Raw genomic sequence first — 16217 nt, 5'->3', positions numbered from 1 at the left:
GGCGCAACCGAAACCGTCCGGGAAGACATACGAGCGGAAACCGAAGCATCGGCAGGAAGAAGAGAGACGAGATGGATAACGAGAAGGTTCCGGCCGCTGATATCCGCGATCGAGTGCACGCGTATCAGGCATTGCCGGACGAGGAAAAGATCCGCCTTGCCGCAGAGGTGATGCGGCGTTCCAGGGCAGCTGTGGACGCGCACGGACAGGAGAAGAACGATGAGTGACGGCAAGTGGGAGCGGACTCGTTGGCTGCAAATGTTGACCGATGAGGGCGTGTTGTGGATGGAGACCAGCAGCGCAGGTGAGGTTCGTCAGGAAGCCTTGAAGCATCCGGATTGGCCTGTTTATCGCGTGTACAAGCGTGTCACCACCGAGTATGAGGGTAGGCCGGTGAGCCTGGACGAGTTGGCGGCTGATTGCGTGGCCGAGGATGACTGGTATCGGAAGGCGCTGCGGCGGGGTGACGTGGAAGGATCAGCAGCATGAGCGGCGGAAGCTACAACTACCTGTACAGCCGGGACCTGATCGAGGTCGGGGTACAGAGCGACCTCGAAGCGGCCCGTGACCGTCTCGCCGGTTTGGGTTACGCGGACGATGTTGCCCAGAAAGTCCAAGGCATTCTCGACGCTATCGCCGAAGTCGAACGTCGACGCGATGAGATCGCGGACGTGCTCCAGGCGTTGGAATGGTGGGACAGCAACGACTTTGACGAGGAAGGTTTCCGTGAGCAACTGGACCTGTTCCAGGAAAGGCAGCAGTCGTGACTGAACGAGTCCCCGACGATGCCCCGCTGTATTCGCGGAACGACATCAAACGTATCGGGTACGCGCTGCTCCAGGTGCCGCACACAGCCGAAATCGAGTTCGAGGGCGGACGCCCGCCTTCGGAGCCGACACCTGACCTGCTGGTGGACATGATCAACCAGTTGCGGGAAATCCTGCGCGCGAAGATGCCAGCGTTGACCGAAACCGAACAGGTCGTGTGGTCTGCGTGGAAAGCGCTCCCGGATGACGAACCATCCCCAGTCAAGCGGATCGCCCGCGATTTGGGGATGACACCCGCGGATGTGGCGTTCATCGTGTATCCGGCTGAGCAGTTCGGGCGTTGGGATGATGATCAGGAGCCGGATATTGACTGAATTGGATGAGTCTGCGGTCGATCGTCGGATCCAAGATATGCATGACGCGTTTGTCGCCGACCTTGGTCAGGTGCTCGATATAGAGGCTGGCTTGCGGGAAGTGTTCGACCGAGCGGAACGGCGGGATGACGATGACTTGTGACGTGTGTGATGAACCTGCTGATGTTGCCTTGGTGCAGCCTGGCGACGATACGAGCGACGGGCCAACGACCTTGTGCGCCTACCACTTGGCCAAGTTCGCGATTGATCTTCTGGCAGGCCGCGCCGAGTAAGCGCGACCGGAGACACCAAAGCCCCGAACCATCCACGGTTCGGGGCTTCGTTGGGTAATGGCCAATAACCGCACGTGCTGGTTAATGACGTGATGACTGTACCGAACGCCTGGTTCCGTATCATCAGCAGGTGAGCGAGAAGCTATGCAGCAAGTGCGATGAACGGCCTGCCGGTCCGGGCGGGATTCTGTGCCCGCAGTGCCGTGAACAGATCGACGCCTACAACGTGGAGCATTGGGGCGGCGAAGTCGGCTGACTACCCCTCCTCGTACAGGACGTACCCGATCTGCAACTGGTCCTCCGGCCGGTATTCGATCTCTGTTCGAGTGCCCTTCTCATCGATCACGGCAACCCAAGCGCCGCTCTCGTTCTGGTATGCGTCAAGCAAGAGGGTTGCCTCCTCCTCCGGCACCGGTCCGTGCATTCCTTCAGGACGCTTCAGGCGGGCTCTTGGCGCGACATTCGGAAGATCTCGCGCCAAGATCGTTTCTTCGCGGAACCCAATCGGCATATGGTTCGGCCAAGAGGGCGGCGGCAGCGGGTTGATAGGCACACACTCATGCTAGCCAGTCGCTATGACACGGACCGGAATCCCAGCCTTCCGTGCACGTTCCATGCAGTCCCTCGTTCCGGACCAGCCGTCACCGATCGGGAACGCTACGCACAGGTCGGCGCCGAGGTCGACCATGTGTTGGTTGCGGATCGGCCCAGCTTTTCGGCCGTCACCTTTCCAGTCGGCGGGGTGTGGCTCGTCTTCGAGGCCGCCACTGGCCCAGATGTCGGCGGCGATCTGGTCGGCGCCGCGGGCTGCTCCGTGGACGAGGATGATGGGGCCGGGTTGCAGGTCGCGCCATGCTTGCACGAGCGCGTCACGAATCGTCTTCCGGTCGTGCCAATCTCGACTACCAGTGACGAGCAGTCGACGCGTCATGCCGCTTCGTCAAGGTCGATGCTGAGTTCCGCGGCAACGTCATCCAGGTCGCGAAGCCGCTTCGCTTCGAGCCATTCGCTCACTTCTTCGTAGGATGGGGGTTGAAGTTGCAGGTCTATATGCTTGCGGCGTTTCCGCGCCCGGTATTTCATGCGCGGGAAATAGTCCGGGGTGCGAGGCGTCTGCCAGCGACTCATGCTGCCTGCTGTTCCGTGCTCGTTGGCGCCCAGTCGATGACAACGCGTTCGGTCACCCATCCGCGGTCTTCGGTGAATACTGTCTGCACGATGCGGCAGCGTCCTGGCCGGTTGAGTCGGCCGATGATTCCGATAGCGTCGGAAAGGTCTTCAGTTGAGTCGAATTCGATGACCGTGTTGCCACCGAGTTCACGCAATTCGACCGCATAGCGTATCTGACCGAACAGCGACGCACGATACGCGGTGGACCGTTCGTCCGACCGGACTCGTTGGGCGCGCGTCCACGCTTCAACATCCTTGGCGGGCACGACACCGGTTGGGCCTTCAATGTATTCAGGACCGCCGTAGTCGCTGTCATCCCATGCCCAGTAGGTGTGGAGAGCATCGTCGAGGGTCGCGCATTCGCGGGCATCGTATCCACCCCAGTCGTAGCCCCACACGAGATAGATACCCTCGGGGCCGGTGGATTCGCTGCCGTCGACACGGATCGTGTACACGCTCACGCAGCGTTCTCCTGGTCGTCGAGTGCCCACGCGCGTACAGCCTGCATGAGCATGTCGGTTGCGGTGTTGAGGACACTGTTCGGGAACCGGTCGGGGTTCATGTCGTTCGGGTTCACGTTCGCGTTGATTTCGCTGACCCGGTTACCGTCTGGGTGATGCAGCTCGATGCGAAGCAGCCCGCGGCCGTTCGCTTTCTGGGCCGCGATGAGTTGTTCGAGGTTGGTCATTTCAGTGCCTCCGCTATCTGTGCCCACCAGGCAGCTTTTTCCAACAGTTGTTCAGCGTCTTGTTCGCCGAAGTAGTCCAGTTCGGAGTTCGGTTGCCCGAGTCCGGCAGCATCGAGGCATAGGTTCATGTGCCTGAGTGCGGTTTCCCGCTTCATGCTGCCTCACCGCGTGCGCGCGCCCCCAGCTCGACGGCGATGTAGGCGCCGAGCCTGGTTAGACCTTCGATTTGGTCGTCGTAGTCGTGCCAATATCGCTTGCGGCTGGCAGGGTCTCGCCACGCCTGGCGGATGGCGCCGTAGATGGCTTTGGCGTCGGGGTTGAACATCTCATGGTCATCGTCTTCGTATTTCGCGATCAGTTCGGCGATATTCATGCTGCTTCGGTTCCTTCGATCGGCTGCCAGGTGGTGATGTAGCGGCGAAAGAGTGTGTCGTCGGGTGCCATGGTTTTGCGCCATGCCGCTTCGTCTTTCGAGTACACGCAGGGGCCGTCGACATGGCAGTCGCAGTCATCGTTGTGGGTGCCCCAATGGGCGCCGGTCGGCAGCAGGTCACCGAGAGCATCAACGAACATGCCTGCGTACTTGCGGTAGTGGTCGCGGACCTCGGGCGCCAGATACGCTGATTCCCAGCGGTCGCGCTCGCGCGGATCGATGCCGAACATCTTGCGCGCTATCCGCTCGATGGCTTCGCGGCGGATGTCTTCAGCGTTCAATGGCTATCCCATCATTCGGCTTGGGTGGGCGCGGCGGGCCGCAACGATCTGCGCTTGCCACTCGGTGTTGCCGTCTTGATCCACGGGTTCACCAGCATCGCTGTACCGGTGGTTGATCCGCCTCGCACAAACCCAGAAACCGGCGCGCTCGGCCCACCCGCAGACCTCGCCGCAGCACGCTGGAGGCTGGTATATCGCAGCCGGTTCAGGCTTCCTGACTGTCATCCGCAGTGTGATGGGGTGCCGGTATGGGTGCGGATCCGCGGGTTTACCGCACGTCGTGCAGGTATCGGTCATCCTGCTTCCCTCTCCCCCGCCAAGACTGCTGCCTGCCGCAGCATGGCTGCGACTTCCTCTTTCGTTCGTTCTGGCGCGTCGTTCCACACCATCGTTTCCGGCACATCCACGAACAGGCCGTCGTAGAAGTCGACGTCACGCCCGGTGATGTCGATTCCCAACGCCTGCAACGTGAATTCGTCCGCGCGTTGCATCCAACGGTCAGCCCAGCCAGGCCACATCACACGGCCGTTGTGGCGCACAACCCACGGGCCATCAGTGACCGCTTTGTAGATGGCACCCCAAGCCGTGTAGGTGCCAGCTTGCGAGTCGAAGAAGTGGCCGCGGCAGACTCCGTTGGATTGCTCCATGATTTCGCCAGCCCTGTTGAGGAGTTCGGCGACGGTTGGGCGACTGCGATCGGCGCGCCTATACGCTGCCGCGGTTGCCGCTTCCTCTGCTGTGACTTTCGCGTTCAATTCGTGCAATTCGACGAACAGGTCGAGGATCGAAGTGTCAGCGATGAGCGCGGCGGCGAGGTCTTCGGACACGCGCGCTGGTGTCGTGTTGCGGGTGCCTGTGAGTGCGTGTTCAAGGTGCGCGCGGAGGGTTTCGTACTTCTCTGGTAGGCCGTCGACTCCGCTGACCTTGTACATCATGTCGTAGCAGAGGCGCGGCCATCCGCGGTAAACGAGAGCGCTTTCAGTCGCGGTCATGCTGCTTGTTCCTCGTCGGCTAGGTAGGTGCGTTGCCCGTAGAATCCGCGTTCGCTTGGTGCGAGTTCTTCGAGTGCCCAGTTGAAGATGTCGCAGATTATTTCCATGTCGTCTGCGGATTCCTCGTCATAGAACACGCCGAGTTCGCCTGTTCCGCCGTGGTCCCATAGGACGGACATGATTGGTTGGGAGCCGTCGCCGGTTTTGCTGCCGCATGGCCACCACACTCCGAGTCGTCCACCGTCGTTCGATTTCGCCCAGGCGAGTGCGCGGGCCGCGAGTTGCTTCCGGTCATCGTCGCTCATGCTGTCAACCATTCAGCGACCGGGATGGATCCGACGCGTGGTGTTCCGCGTCCGACGATTTCGCGGGGTTTCAACGTGACGACATATCCGTCTGCGCCACGACCTATCGGCATGGTGCGGTCGTCGAGCACTATGTATGTGGTTGGTTCGCGCGTGACGTCACATGAGGGGTGTAGCCAAAGCCGTCGTTCCTGATCGACGAACAATGCTGCGAGGTTCGTGTATCCGGTTTCCCCGATTTCCATTTCGCCGATCGTGAGTTGCATACGATCACGCGGCAATTCGGCATGCTTCACGCGGCCTGCTCCGATCGAACCAGCACTTTGCCGAACGAGACGCGTTCCCTATCGGGGCTCGCTGTCAACTTGCCGACCTCCACGAACGCTCCGTCTGGCATCCCTTCACATGCGGAGATCACGGCCCGCAGGTCACCGAGCCTCAGGTCCGAGACGGCGATGAACCATTTCTCGCTGACGCGGGTCTCGTAGGCTTCCGTCCGGATACTCATGCTGCTTGCTCCGTGCTGTCGGGGTTGGCGTAGAACGATTCGAGTGGGTGACCGGCGAGCAAAGCTCGCTGCCGCAAAAGTCGGTGCGTTTGGTCGTCTGGCCAGTCGATGACGTGAATCCGGAACATCTCCAGATCCATTCCGCGAATGTGACTTTCGTGAGTGGCAACGACTGGGCGCTGAATGCCGTGCTGTTGTGCGTATCTGACGCCTTCGCGGTGACTTTCAGCGACGATCAGGTCCCGTACACAGTCTTGGCAGTACTTGTCGTCCAAGTCGCGTACAGGCTGTCGACGGCAGTAACCGCACTGTGGACGCCAATCACTCTCAGTGCTGTACACCCAACGACGAGTCTCAGCGTTCCAGCCGGTGCGCCGGTATTCGATGGGTGTAGGCATGTTGACAATGAGGTTGCTGGGGTCGAAGTCCGCGACCGTGAAGGCGACTGGCGGCACTATCCGGATAACGTCCAGTCGGGCAACGTCGTCGACAGTGAGCGTTTCCCGATGTCGCGGGCCACCGTAGAACTCGATCTCGTTCGATTGTGGCCGCTCACCGGGCAGGAACGGGTTCGGCCATGAGTTTATGGCCCGCAACTGCTGCACACTGCGGCGCAGAGTATCGACGTCGCTGAATGTCCATCCGCGCCCGTCCACCGGATCGCCGCACCAGTCGGGAAGTGCGGGTATGCCCGTAGACGCCGTGAACAGGTCGCCATACAGCTGCACTGCGGCATTGATCATTTCGGACGCTGACGGGTATCCGTCGCCGAGATCACCTCTCGACCGTGGTTCGGGTGGCGTGAATTCGCCTACGAAGCTTGAGCCAGGGCAGATGACTTCGGAGTCGTCTTCGTCATACCGGTAGGCATCCAGTTCGGCGACTACATCGTCGGAGACGCGTCGTTCGTCTTCGTAGTAGTGGACGCTGGAATGCCATTTCGATCGCATTTCCCTCATGCGTCGGGTGATCGCCAGCCCGTGCCATTTTTCGTGGCACCAGGAGTGTGGGCAGTCGTCCTGGTTGATCGAATGATCGTAGCCGGAGCGTTCCTGCCGCATTTGCGTGTCGACTAGCGCGTCGATTTCGTCGACGATATCGCGGCTGCTTTCACTCACATATCTATTATCGCGGGCGAGTCAAACCCGGAATTTCTTGTCGGAACCAGTGGGACGCTACCGATTCGACCGACGATCGTCATCCGCTGTAATCGTATCGCTTGCAGGCGTGGGCGGTAATTCTGGAATCGGTTGCGCGCCAACTCGACGGAGAGGAACCATGGCCGCCTGCGAGGCTGCCGAATCTACGAGCTTCACGAACTGAGCTGGCCTCTCGGATTCTGGCATCTGGGCAATGAAACGTTCCGCCATCAGCATGTAGCTCTGAACCAGCGGCTGCTCAAAGTAGAAGCGGACTTGCTCTTGGGTGGTCGAGTGGACGTGTATGAATGTCCGGGCAATGTAGCTACCGGCAGCGGTCGCCACACCAGCGATTATCGCCGCGGAATACTTCGCTGCATCTGTTTCAGCGGTCACCGCAATCCACAGTCCTAGGCCGACGATTCCAAGGCCAACCGTCATCGCGGCCAGACTCGCCCAGTGGGAGGCGTTACCTTGCCTCCGCGCTGCGACGTCATAGGCATCCATCTGTCGGCGATTCAGCTTCAACAGGCCAAGCAAATCGTCTGGGCCTTTTATCTCCTCAAGTGCTGCATACACTTCCAATTTTGCAAGAACAGCCTCTCCGTCGAGGACAAGTTCACTGCCTCTCACCCACTGGAACGCGGCCATTGAAACCATGATCACTACGGCGAAAAAACCTAATATTGACCCCGCAACCCACGACAGAACTAAAGTTGCAAGCGCAAGAAACAGGGTAAAGACGAGACCAAAGCGGCGCGTCAGCTTCGATTTCTTGATGACCGCACGTGCATCTTGCGCCAGCATCAGGGAACGCCGTCGATGCTCGTCTACCAACTCGTCTCGCTTTTTCTCAAACCTCGCTAGTTCAGCTTCGTAATCCGCGCGTCTGGCGTCGAGTGACGCGACCCCATCGGTCGGTTCGATATCGGCCATGTGGAATTTCCCCAATCCCGGCTAGTCTCACAGTCAACCTGTAGCGACGATTTCAGCGGCCGACGCTACACTCGCTCACGGCTTCTCCGTCTCGTCGGGGGTCTCGGTATAGATGGAGGCCAGCAGTTCAACCACGTCGTCCAGAGCGGTCGAGTAGCCGCCTTCGAAGTCCGGGAACGTCGCTGAGCTGTATAGCTTCTGCTTGGCGATGACCTCCCGCAGCACCTCCACCCGACGCAGCTGTGTCTTCGGATCGAAGCGGGCGATGTGTCGTGCTTCGGCCCGCAGCGGGTAGCCCTCGTCGTAGACGATGCAGGTTTCGCCGCCCGCGTCGATGCCGTATTCGGGGTCTGCTGGGTAGAACGGTTCACCGCGGACTGAGCCGTCGAATACCCGCCATTCGCCAGCGCGTTTCGCCGCTGCTTGTGCGATCTGTTCGTCTTCGTCGAGTCCCGCGGTGAGGCGGGCGACAGCGTCATCGATGGTCATTGCATCTCCAAAGTCAACGCCGCACCCGGCATGACCGGGCGCGGCGTGGTTGTTTAGGGCCGGTAGATGGGTTCGCCCCACCGATCGGCCAGCGGCTCACCAAGAACCATCCGTGGGCGGTCCCAGTCGCGTCCGCCGACCACCAGCATCGGGGCATGCGCCTCCACATAGCCTTTCTTGGTTTGGGTGCTGCGTCGGGCCGGTCCGACAGCGATCCACACTTTGCGGCCGTGTTCGTTCGTGACACACCAGCTGTGCCCGTACTGCGTGTTGACGATCTCAGCGTTGGCGATGCGGCCAGTAGCCAAGTCGATCAGCACGCGGTATTCGTCGACGATCCAATAGGTTTCCGGTTTCGCGGCAAGCACGCCTTCGACGCAGTCCAGGCATTCGCAGCCTGCATGCCAGCGGGTTTCGGTGCCGTGCGGGGCGACGGTCTTGCAGCGGGCGCAGCGGCATCCGCTGATGAATCGGGATTCGGTGCCGTGGGCGCCGAACTCTTCCTCGCGCGCCTGCTGGTAGGTGCGGCGTTCCGCTGCTGCACGCTCTCCCCGCATAGTCGCATACCGGTCGCGCAGCATCTTTTTGAGTTCCGTGACGTCGAGTCCGACTCGTTCGGCGCAGGTGCTGCCGATTTCGTGGGTTTCGCCGGTTTGGCGGTGGCGGATCTGCACGCAGATCGCGATTGCGGTGCCGCAGTGCCAGCAGGTGCCGCCGGGCATTTGGACCTCGGGAACCGGTGAGTAGTAGCGGGTTTCGAAGCCGGTTATCACGTAGTCGGCGAGTGGAGCTTCGGTTGCCATCTGCTTGTCCTCACTGGTCTAAGGGGGTGCGGGGTTAAACCCACCATACACTCAGTTTATGTCACAAACAAGAGTTTTGATCGCAAACGCAACTCCCGCTATCTGCCCTGCTCAGCCGCGCTCACCCCGCCCTCCCGAGTGCGTTCGCGATGGCTGCGTTCAGATCGTCCAGGCGCGCTTGCTTGGTCGCGGTTTCAGCGTCGAGAGTCTTGACTCGCTGTTCCAATTCGACGCACCTCACCCCCAGCCGTTGCAGTTCCGCACGCGCGTCGGGAATGTTCAACGGCTCCACGTCCAGATAGGCATCGGAGTAGCCCGCTGCCCGCAGCCGGGTGAACGTGAACGCGTCTTCGCATGCGGTGAGTACGAATCCGTCGTTCTCGTCGAGGTCTTCAATCGCGGCCCACAGTTTGCGCGCCAACTCTTCCCTGTTCATGCTGCCTGCTTCTCCTCGTAGTCGACGAACGCGACGTTCACGAAGTACTGGTCTGGTGGGTCGAATGGGTAACTGTTGCCGTCCACCTGGACTTCGAAGATCGCGTTCCGACCGGACTGCATCGGACACACGATCCGGTCACCTGGTTGTGGGCGTTGACGCAGATGCCCGTGGACCGTGCCGCGGCCGTCCTCGTCGGGATTGCGGAACCAAAACATGGCGTCGCCCCAACCTTTGTGATCTGCCATGCGGTAAGTGCGTGACGTCATCAGTACCCCTGCACTCCGAGCTTGTTCATCAGTTTGTCGTGCCACTCTTGGTCGTTCCCGTAGCCTTCAGCTTCGACCTGTTGCATCGCGTCCGCGATCGGCCGCAACACCGTCTGATCGAACTCGGCCGAACGTTCCCGATGCACCGCCTGTTCGGCTGCCTTCGCCGCGGCTTGTTCCGCTTGCCGGCGCGGCTCATCAAGCCAGACCGCGAGACGTTCTGCCGGGTCATCCCAGCCGCTACGGATGCGCGCCTGGTCGTGGCCGCAGTCGATGACGATGTGCACGTCGGCGTCGTCACCGCAGCAATCACAGCCCGGCCGATCCCATTCGGTCTCTTCCGTCAACCACACGGCCGCATGCTTGTTCGCGCCGAACCGTGCCCGGATTTGGTCAGCGAGGTCACCGATCAGTTGGGCGCGCGGTTCATCTTCGTTGTCGGCGAACGCCTGCCATTCGTCGAGCGACGACACAACGTGTTCGGTCATCGCAGCGGCCCACCTTCGAAGCTCTTGCCGCGGGCGGCTTCCCACCCAGCGATGAACGCTTGGCGTGCCGCTTTCAACGGATCGCGACTGGCGCCGTACTCCTTGCGGTAGTCAGACCATTCGCACGCGACAAGGTCGGCTTCGGTCATTTCGGTGTCGCTCATGCTGTGAGCCCTTTCGTGATTCGTTCCTCAATCCAATGCAGCGACACCGGCTTCAAGTCGTGCGCGTCCAACCCGACATGCAGCTCACGACCACGCTGCGCCACAGTCGAATGCGTATGTCCATGCACCAGCCATCGACCGGTGTCAGGGAACCGCCACTCCGGATAACGGGCTTCTGTCGTGTGGTCTGCTGAATACGGGAAGTGCGACAACAACACCCGCTCGCCGGCAATCTTCCTCACCGCGGACTGCTGCACCGACGCAAACACTTCGAGATATCGAGGCAACACCTTGTGCGCTTCGGTGTGCATGCCGTGGCAAGGGTCATGATTACCGGCTATCAGATGCTTGATGCCAGGACGAGCCGCAACCCACTCCAAACCCCGTGCCTCGTCACCGCGTCGCCCGGTCACGTCACCAAGCAGCCAGACTTGATCGACCGGACGCACCACAGCATCCCAACATCGCGCCAATTCGGCGTCATGCTCATCGGTCGACGAAAAACCACGCAGCTCCGAAACTTTCGCATGGGCGACGTGGATATCCGAGGTCAGCCAGATGCCCGTCATGCTGCTTCCTCGTCTCCGTGTGCCCAATCGAGTGCCGCATCAATATCGTCGAACTCACGAAGCACGGGCCGCCCTGGTTTGGCCTCGTCGTGTTCCCACTGCACACCCACAGTGCTGCCAACACCGGACCCCCACGCGTCCGCGTAGATCATGACGTGCGCACCATCCGGAATCTTCACCACCTGATGAAACGTCGTGTCCTTCACCGAGTGAGCGAGCCGCACCAAAACGTATGCCACCCAGTAGCGGAACCCGAACTCGCGGATCACCCACCATTCACGCCTCATGCTGCTTCCTTCAGTTCGGCGTCGACCTCCACAGCGGAAATCACACGCAGACAATCCGATTCGAGCCCATACGAGATGCACAGCTCGCCATCGTCAGACCGTTCGACATCAACCCCGCCGTGGCGAAGGTTCTCGTGCGCTGTCTCCCAAGCCCACCCGACCGCGGTGCCATGATCGGTGAACAGGTGCACCGTCGTCCCAGTGCGGTCGTCCTCCCACACCACCACCGTCAACTCGGTTGATGCGCATAGCCGCATAACGCCATCCATCACGCCGCCACCGCCTGCACGCTCATCAGGTAGTCGAACGCCGCTACCGCTTGCCGCGGAACCACCCCATTGCCAATGATTTTCAACTGATCACTCCGAAACAACCCGATCGCCGGATCCGTCACCCAACCGGCAGGCCAAAACATCATCCATTCCGCGAACGCCGGCGACAACCGTTGGTTGCCTCTCGAATTCGGTTCAGTAGGCGGCGGGACAGGCCGCGACAGCAACTCCTGACGACGGATTGCCGCCCCGAACGCCCCCCATCGAGAGCCCATGTCCCGCACGTCACGGCACAGGTTCGCCGAATTGAAATCGGCACCCGGAACGCCCTTATAGTCGCGGGCTAGCGGCGTCGAAAGCAGTTGTGCAACAGCGGATAGCAACATCAGATCGCCGCTCGAACCCCGCTGATTCGGGCCGCCTTTCGTGCCATCGGAAGCGCGTGGAGTTGGCAGCAGTGCCCCCGCCGTGTACGCCTCGGCGAGACCGGGCAACAGCAGTTCGTTCGACCGGGCGCCGGATCGCGTCTTGTGTCCGCCTGTCACGTCAGCGACCTGCGGGGTCGGCAGCAGCGCTACATGTTCGCGATCGCGTCCGGCAGAGTGTCGTCGCCCTTTGTGCGTGGCCGCCCTTGCCGCGTCCGACCCGGTCCGTTCGCCTGGCCTTTGTAGTCCCGCGCGGTCGGCGTCGGCAGGGAACGCGAGGATGAACACTCTCGCTCGCTGATGACTGGCGCCCACGTCGGAAGCTCGTACGCACGCCCATGCCGCGTCATACCCGACATCGGCCAAGTCTCCGAGTACAGCTCCGAGCGCCCGGAGAACAGGTCGGCCTGCCCGGTCTCCCAGGTCATCGTCTGCGGATTCCACTCCGCGAATGGCTGCGGCACTGAGCAACCCCTTCACATTCTCGATAAGCACCCAGCGCGGGCGCAAAACAGCGACAGCGTCACGCATGACCGACCACAAACCCGAACGCGTCCCATCAGTCAAACCAGCACGCAAACCAGCCGTCGACACGTCCTGGCAAGGGAATCCGCCCGTCAACACATCCACGGGTTCCACCTGCGACCAATCAACCGCGGTCACATCCTTCAGGTTCGGCACGTCCGGCCAGTGGTGCGCGAGCACTTTCGACGCGGCCGGATCAACCTCGCAATGCCACGCCATCGACGAGCCCGGAAACAGTTCCAGCGCAGCCAGATCGAGCGCGCCCGCGCCAGAGAAAAGCGACCCGATACGCATCACGCCGCCCACTCCGATCGATCGATCTCCACATCCCCCGCCAACGACCAACACGAATACCCCACCCGATCCACACGCTGAAACACCAACTCGCCAGCCCGGTTACGAGCCGACGCCGGATCCACACACTTCCCGTACCGGCGATGACGATCCGCACCTGTGGACGAACTGAACGTCTCGCAGCAAGCCGCACAATGAGCGACCGCCAGCCCGCGGAACTTCCCGTCACAGCAATTCACATTCCACCAACCGGTGTTGATTTCGGTTTGAGTCAATCGAGCAGACAAACTAGAGACCTCATTACTGATGACGGGGAAGCGGGCAGAAGCGATTTTCAGGCGGGAAACGTGTACGTAGTTGGGTCGAGGGATTTCGAGGCTTACAGAGGCCGTCAGAGGAAACTGCGTCTAGAGCTAAGTGGACTGTCGGTCCACTTACGCTGCTTGCTGTTTTCCGACACCTCGCATTGTTCGGTTGCTTTAACGGTATTGGCGGTGTCAAACCCGGTTATGCGGCTTTTCCGTGCGTGAATGCCAGGTATACGTCTTCGCCTGCTTGGATGCGGCGGGCGAGGTCTTGCAGCATGTCTTTGAGTGCGGATCCCTGCGCCAGGGTTGTGGTGAATTCGTCGAGCTGTGCGAGTTCAGCAGTGGTGACGCTGTTGCTGGTGAGTAGTTTCAGGTCTTTCATTCTGGTTCTTGTCCTTCTGGGTAGTGGACTCGTTCGTTGTCGAGGAGTTTCGATGCGGCGTTGTATTCGCGGTCGTTCCCGTGCAGTAGTGGGAGGACGTCTTGGGCGCGGAACATTGGTGGTTTCAGGTGCGGCCAGTTCCGTTCGTAGGCTTCGACAACCGAGACGATGACGTGGCCTGCGCATTCGGGTGGTGGGGCGCTCATTGGGTGCGCTGCACTTGTTCGTAGTACTCGGGGTCTGCGGGCATCCACGGCAGGATGTGTGAGTGCTGGAGTTTCGCGGGCCAGTCGCGTTCTTCGCGGGATCCGCGCCAGGACACGACGTCGACGATTTCTGCGCGGCCTTTACCCGGATCATCTGCTGCACGAGCCAGACCGAATCCGAATTCGCTCCACCGCAGCCACAGGCTGGCGCCGATCGGGGACATGTTGCGGCGTCCGTCTCCGGTGGTGGATTTGCCTGCGTGGGCTTCGGTGAGGAGTGCGAACCCGTAGCGTTCGCGCAGTCCGTCGAGTACCCATACGACGTCTCGGGCGGGCTGTTCATCGTTGGGGTTCATGCGGTGGAGCTTGTAGAGGGGGCCGAGGACCAACAGGTCGGGGTTGGTGTCGGCGATGGCGCGTTCGAGCCATGCGGTGTCGTCGCCTGTTCGGAGGTCGATGCCGGCAGGCCGGATTTCGATGGACATCGTGTCGTTCCAGTCGACGGGGCTGAGTCCGTGGTTTGTTCTGCGGTCGTTGACCATGCGTGTGACCCACTTGTAGCGGCGCCGGGATTGGGTGGGCGAGTTTTCGCAGTCGACGACAAGAACACGGGCTTGGTGTCCGCCTGCGCCGAGGGGGTTTCCGGTGAAGGGATGCAGCCCGGCCGCGAGCGTGCACGCGATTTGGGTGCAAGCGACCGACTTGCCGGTCCCCTCTCCGCCGGTAAGGACGATGCGGTCCATGCGTTCGAGGAGTCCGGGGACGATCCAGTCGTGGTTGGAGGGTTGGGCGAGGAAGTCACCCATCGGGGTTGGCGGGTTGCTGGTGGGGTCGGCTGCGATTTGTTCGGCTTCGTCGCAGGCGCGGCGGGCTTCGGTGATGGCGGCGTCGATGTCGGCGCGGTCTGTGCCGGTCGTCCAGGCGCTGTCCATGCGTTGCGCGAGCCGCAGCCCGGTGTCGGAGAGTTTCCGGGCGGCGGAGAGGTTGCGGATCCGTTCGGCGAGAACAGGCACGGAGGCGGGGTTTGCTGCCGTTTGGTGGGCTTCGATGAGCGCGAGGGGTGGGATCTTTCGTCCTGCGAGGCCACGGTTTTGGGCTTCGATGAGGACGGTTGTCGGGTCGATGGGTTTGCGGTCGGCCATGAGGCCGCGGATGATCGCGGCGGTGTCGCGGAAGACGGGGGTGTACCAGTCTTCGGGTCGGATGGCCAGGAAGTGTGCGGCAGTCTGTTCGGGGGCGAGCATCACGGCGCCGATGACGGCTTGTTCGGCGGTGAAGTCGTAGCGGATGGTGTCGTCGCTCATTGGGTGCCTCAGATCTCTTGCCAGTTGGGGTTGAACGGCCGAGCTGCGGGTGTGCCGTAGTTGTCGCCGGAGACCGCGCGGAGTTGGGTGCCCCAGTCTTTCCAGGCACGGTCTTTCAGCCATGACCGCGCGAATGGGATGAACCGGCGTTCGGTGGGCGAGTTCATCAACCGTCGCGTTTCGGGGTCGTCGGCGTATCGGCGGGCTGCGTCGATCACGGCCTGGGCGTCGGCGCCTTTCGCGATTGCGTCGTCCCATTCGGTGCGGGCTTCGTCGCGCTTCGCATGTTTGGGGTAGACGTCCCAGAAATCTTCGAAGGGGTCTGCTGCTTCTGTTGCTGCTTCGACTGGTTCGGGGACGACGCTGAGAAGCGGCGATTGGCGTGCTTTGGAATCGCCGCATCCTTCTACTAACGCTTCATTAACGCTTTGTAGGACACTGAGTCCGGGGGTTTTGGACTCAGTGTCCGGTCCCTCTGGACTCAAAGTCCGGTCCTTCGTGGACTCAGTGTCCGGTCCTGTGGCGGTCTTTCGGGTCAGTTTGCGCGGGGTGCGCGGAACCTCGCCTTGGCCGATCGTGCGCGAGAGGACCAGGTTCCAGACAAGGGGGCGCTCATCTTTGGGAAGGTGCGCAACGAGTTCGGGGTTCCCCGGTCGGATCAAGCCGAGGTCCTTCAGCTTTTCGAGTGACCGGCGGATGGTGCGATCGGTGAACCCTGTTCGCAGGGCCAGCGTTTCCTGGGAGAGCCACACCCCTTCGCCGCGGGAACCGGCGGCGTCGGCCATGATCATGAGAAGGCATTTCAAGGTGCCGTCTTCGATGAGCACCTTTCGCGCAGCCCATCGGGTTGCTTGGACGCTCATGCGGCACCACCATTTTGGGAGACGTCTCCCATGGCAGGGTTATGCGTGATCAACATTGTAAATACGCCCTCCGGGCGATACACTTGATGCGAACCGGGGTCGGACATGATTACCCGGCTGCGTACGCATTTGCGGTGCGTACGGCGCTTGTTCGGTGCGCTCCTTGGCAACTGGAGCGCACCGAACTGCGTTAGGGGGTCGGAATCAAATCGGATCCCCAGTAAGTCTCATTGCATTCAGCATAATCGGCTTGTCTAACCGGACTTTC

General features: G+C 61.3%; 33 protein-coding genes. 6 read left to right on the top strand and 27 right to left on the bottom strand.

Going from position 1 to position 16217, the window contains the following annotated elements:
- Window positions 1–71 precede the first annotated feature (71 nt).
- The 6 genes from AB0J29_RS19210 to AB0J29_RS19185 all read left to right on the top strand — a co-directional run bounded on the left by AB0J29_RS19210 (window position 72) and on the right by AB0J29_RS19185 (window position 1669).
- The gene (locus AB0J29_RS19210; protein WP_364787496.1) at window positions 72–227 is read left to right on the top strand and encodes a hypothetical protein; all 156 of its coding nucleotides are present in this window, start codon (window positions 72–74) and stop codon (window positions 225–227) included.
- The gene (locus AB0J29_RS19205) at window positions 220–489 is read left to right on the top strand and encodes a hypothetical protein (RefSeq protein WP_364787494.1); all 270 of its coding nucleotides are present in this window, start codon (window positions 220–222) and stop codon (window positions 487–489) included. The genes AB0J29_RS19210 and AB0J29_RS19205 overlap by 8 nt, the downstream gene beginning before the upstream one ends.
- Window positions 486–767 carry a hypothetical protein gene (locus tag AB0J29_RS19200; RefSeq protein WP_364787491.1) on the top strand — a complete coding sequence of 94 codons (282 nt, stop codon included), beginning with the start codon at window positions 486–488 and terminating at the stop codon, window positions 765–767. The genes AB0J29_RS19205 and AB0J29_RS19200 overlap by 4 nt, the downstream gene beginning before the upstream one ends.
- Window positions 764–1141 carry a hypothetical protein gene (locus AB0J29_RS19195; protein ID WP_364787488.1) on the top strand — a complete coding sequence of 126 codons (378 nt, stop codon included), beginning with the start codon at window positions 764–766 and terminating at the stop codon, window positions 1139–1141. Before AB0J29_RS19200 ends, AB0J29_RS19195 begins: the two co-directional genes overlap by 4 nt.
- Window positions 1134–1283 (top strand): hypothetical protein, encoded by a 150-nt coding sequence (locus AB0J29_RS19190; RefSeq protein WP_364787485.1) that lies wholly within the window; start codon window positions 1134–1136, stop codon window positions 1281–1283. Before AB0J29_RS19195 ends, AB0J29_RS19190 begins: the two co-directional genes overlap by 8 nt.
- A gap of 260 nt (window positions 1284–1543) precedes the next feature.
- Window positions 1544–1669, top strand: a complete 126-nt coding sequence (locus AB0J29_RS19185; protein ID WP_364787482.1) for a hypothetical protein — start codon at window positions 1544–1546, stop codon at window positions 1667–1669.
- Here the strand turns inward: AB0J29_RS19185 and AB0J29_RS19180 are convergent, their stop codons facing one another.
- The 27 genes from AB0J29_RS19180 to AB0J29_RS19050 all read right to left on the bottom strand — a co-directional run bounded on the left by AB0J29_RS19180 (window position 1670) and on the right by AB0J29_RS19050 (window position 15949).
- Window positions 1670–1966 carry a hypothetical protein gene (locus tag AB0J29_RS19180; RefSeq protein ID WP_364787479.1) on the bottom strand — a complete coding sequence of 99 codons (297 nt, stop codon included), beginning with the start codon at window positions 1964–1966 and terminating at the stop codon, window positions 1670–1672. It abuts the gene before it with no gap.
- Window positions 1967–1975: 9 nt separating this feature from the next.
- Window positions 1976–2344, bottom strand: coding sequence for an SLOG family protein (locus tag AB0J29_RS19175; RefSeq protein WP_364787476.1), 369 nt, complete (start codon window positions 2342–2344; stop codon window positions 1976–1978).
- Window positions 2341–2541: a hypothetical protein gene (locus tag AB0J29_RS19170; protein WP_364787473.1), complete on the bottom strand. Its 201-nt coding sequence runs from the start codon at window positions 2539–2541 to the stop codon at window positions 2341–2343. Before AB0J29_RS19170 ends, AB0J29_RS19175 begins: the two co-directional genes overlap by 4 nt.
- Complete coding sequence (locus tag AB0J29_RS19165) at window positions 2538–3044, bottom strand: hypothetical protein (protein WP_364787470.1); 507 nt, start codon at window positions 3042–3044, stop codon at window positions 2538–2540. The genes AB0J29_RS19170 and AB0J29_RS19165 overlap by 4 nt, the downstream gene beginning before the upstream one ends.
- Complete coding sequence (locus AB0J29_RS19160; protein ID WP_364787467.1) at window positions 3041–3271, bottom strand: hypothetical protein; 231 nt, start codon at window positions 3269–3271, stop codon at window positions 3041–3043. The genes AB0J29_RS19165 and AB0J29_RS19160 overlap by 4 nt, the downstream gene beginning before the upstream one ends.
- The gene (locus AB0J29_RS19155; protein WP_364787464.1) at window positions 3268–3426 is read right to left on the bottom strand and encodes a hypothetical protein; all 159 of its coding nucleotides are present in this window, start codon (window positions 3424–3426) and stop codon (window positions 3268–3270) included. The genes AB0J29_RS19160 and AB0J29_RS19155 overlap by 4 nt, the downstream gene beginning before the upstream one ends.
- Window positions 3423–3644 (bottom strand): hypothetical protein, encoded by a 222-nt coding sequence (locus AB0J29_RS19150; RefSeq protein ID WP_364787461.1) that lies wholly within the window; start codon window positions 3642–3644, stop codon window positions 3423–3425. Before AB0J29_RS19150 ends, AB0J29_RS19155 begins: the two co-directional genes overlap by 4 nt.
- Window positions 3641–3934 (bottom strand): hypothetical protein, encoded by a 294-nt coding sequence (locus AB0J29_RS19145; RefSeq protein ID WP_364787458.1) that lies wholly within the window; start codon window positions 3932–3934, stop codon window positions 3641–3643. The genes AB0J29_RS19150 and AB0J29_RS19145 overlap by 4 nt, the downstream gene beginning before the upstream one ends.
- A gap of 344 nt (window positions 3935–4278) precedes the next feature.
- The gene (locus AB0J29_RS19140; RefSeq protein ID WP_364787455.1) at window positions 4279–4977 is read right to left on the bottom strand and encodes a hypothetical protein; all 699 of its coding nucleotides are present in this window, start codon (window positions 4975–4977) and stop codon (window positions 4279–4281) included.
- Window positions 4974–5282: a hypothetical protein gene (locus AB0J29_RS19135; RefSeq protein ID WP_364787452.1), complete on the bottom strand. Its 309-nt coding sequence runs from the start codon at window positions 5280–5282 to the stop codon at window positions 4974–4976. Before AB0J29_RS19135 ends, AB0J29_RS19140 begins: the two co-directional genes overlap by 4 nt.
- The gene (locus tag AB0J29_RS19130; RefSeq protein WP_364787449.1) at window positions 5279–5578 is read right to left on the bottom strand and encodes a hypothetical protein; all 300 of its coding nucleotides are present in this window, start codon (window positions 5576–5578) and stop codon (window positions 5279–5281) included. Before AB0J29_RS19130 ends, AB0J29_RS19135 begins: the two co-directional genes overlap by 4 nt.
- Window positions 5575–5790, bottom strand: coding sequence for a hypothetical protein (locus AB0J29_RS19125; RefSeq protein WP_364787446.1), 216 nt, complete (start codon window positions 5788–5790; stop codon window positions 5575–5577). The genes AB0J29_RS19130 and AB0J29_RS19125 overlap by 4 nt, the downstream gene beginning before the upstream one ends.
- A complete protein-coding gene (locus AB0J29_RS19120) occupies window positions 5787–6851 on the bottom strand; it encodes a hypothetical protein (protein WP_364787443.1) in 1065 nt (354 codons plus the stop codon). The genes AB0J29_RS19125 and AB0J29_RS19120 overlap by 4 nt, the downstream gene beginning before the upstream one ends.
- Before the next feature lie 114 nt (window positions 6852–6965).
- The gene (locus AB0J29_RS19115) at window positions 6966–7865 is read right to left on the bottom strand and encodes a hypothetical protein (RefSeq protein WP_364787440.1); all 900 of its coding nucleotides are present in this window, start codon (window positions 7863–7865) and stop codon (window positions 6966–6968) included.
- A gap of 75 nt (window positions 7866–7940) precedes the next feature.
- Entirely contained in the window at window positions 7941–8354 is a 414-nt protein-coding gene (locus AB0J29_RS19110) for a DUF6221 family protein (RefSeq protein WP_364787438.1), read from the bottom strand.
- Between the two features lie 53 nt (window positions 8355–8407).
- On the bottom strand, window positions 8408–9157 hold the full coding sequence (locus AB0J29_RS19105; RefSeq protein WP_364787435.1) for a hypothetical protein: 750 nt from the start codon (window positions 9155–9157) through the stop codon (window positions 8408–8410).
- A 121-nt stretch (window positions 9158–9278) separates the two neighbouring features.
- The gene (locus AB0J29_RS19100; RefSeq protein ID WP_364787432.1) at window positions 9279–9593 is read right to left on the bottom strand and encodes a hypothetical protein; all 315 of its coding nucleotides are present in this window, start codon (window positions 9591–9593) and stop codon (window positions 9279–9281) included.
- On the bottom strand, window positions 9590–9841 hold the full coding sequence (locus AB0J29_RS19095) for a hypothetical protein (RefSeq protein ID WP_364787429.1): 252 nt from the start codon (window positions 9839–9841) through the stop codon (window positions 9590–9592). Before AB0J29_RS19095 ends, AB0J29_RS19100 begins: the two co-directional genes overlap by 4 nt.
- A 20-nt stretch (window positions 9842–9861) precedes the next feature.
- Window positions 9862–10335: a hypothetical protein gene (locus AB0J29_RS19090; RefSeq protein WP_364787426.1), complete on the bottom strand. Its 474-nt coding sequence runs from the start codon at window positions 10333–10335 to the stop codon at window positions 9862–9864.
- An 11-nt stretch (window positions 10336–10346) separates the two neighbouring features.
- Entirely contained in the window at window positions 10347–10514 is a 168-nt protein-coding gene (locus tag AB0J29_RS19085; protein WP_364787424.1) for a hypothetical protein, read from the bottom strand.
- Complete coding sequence (locus tag AB0J29_RS19080) at window positions 10511–11083, bottom strand: metallophosphoesterase (protein ID WP_364787421.1); 573 nt, start codon at window positions 11081–11083, stop codon at window positions 10511–10513. Before AB0J29_RS19080 ends, AB0J29_RS19085 begins: the two co-directional genes overlap by 4 nt.
- Window positions 11080–11370 (bottom strand): hypothetical protein, encoded by a 291-nt coding sequence (locus tag AB0J29_RS19075; RefSeq protein ID WP_364787419.1) that lies wholly within the window; start codon window positions 11368–11370, stop codon window positions 11080–11082. The genes AB0J29_RS19080 and AB0J29_RS19075 overlap by 4 nt, the downstream gene beginning before the upstream one ends.
- On the bottom strand, window positions 11367–11627 hold the full coding sequence (locus AB0J29_RS19070; RefSeq protein ID WP_364787416.1) for a hypothetical protein: 261 nt from the start codon (window positions 11625–11627) through the stop codon (window positions 11367–11369). The genes AB0J29_RS19075 and AB0J29_RS19070 overlap by 4 nt, the downstream gene beginning before the upstream one ends.
- 11 nt (window positions 11628–11638) lie before the next feature.
- Entirely contained in the window at window positions 11639–12886 is a 1248-nt protein-coding gene (locus tag AB0J29_RS19065) for a DNA cytosine methyltransferase (protein ID WP_364787799.1), read from the bottom strand.
- A 507-nt stretch (window positions 12887–13393) separates the two neighbouring features.
- Complete coding sequence (locus AB0J29_RS19060) at window positions 13394–13576, bottom strand: hypothetical protein (RefSeq protein WP_364787413.1); 183 nt, start codon at window positions 13574–13576, stop codon at window positions 13394–13396.
- A gap of 202 nt (window positions 13577–13778) precedes the next feature.
- Window positions 13779–15086, bottom strand: coding sequence for an AAA family ATPase (locus AB0J29_RS19055; protein ID WP_364787410.1), 1308 nt, complete (start codon window positions 15084–15086; stop codon window positions 13779–13781).
- Window positions 15087–15094: 8 nt separating this feature from the next.
- Window positions 15095–15949 (bottom strand): helix-turn-helix domain-containing protein, encoded by an 855-nt coding sequence (locus tag AB0J29_RS19050; protein ID WP_364787407.1) that lies wholly within the window; start codon window positions 15947–15949, stop codon window positions 15095–15097.
- Window positions 15950–16217 lie beyond the last annotated feature (268 nt).

Source organism: Nocardia sp. NPDC049707 (genome assembly GCF_040674855.1).
In the GTDB taxonomy this organism is placed as follows: Bacteria; Actinomycetota; Actinomycetes; order Mycobacteriales; family Mycobacteriaceae; genus Nocardia.
The sequence above is the reverse complement of the archived record's forward strand: the minus strand, read 5'-3'. Positions and strand labels throughout refer to the sequence as shown.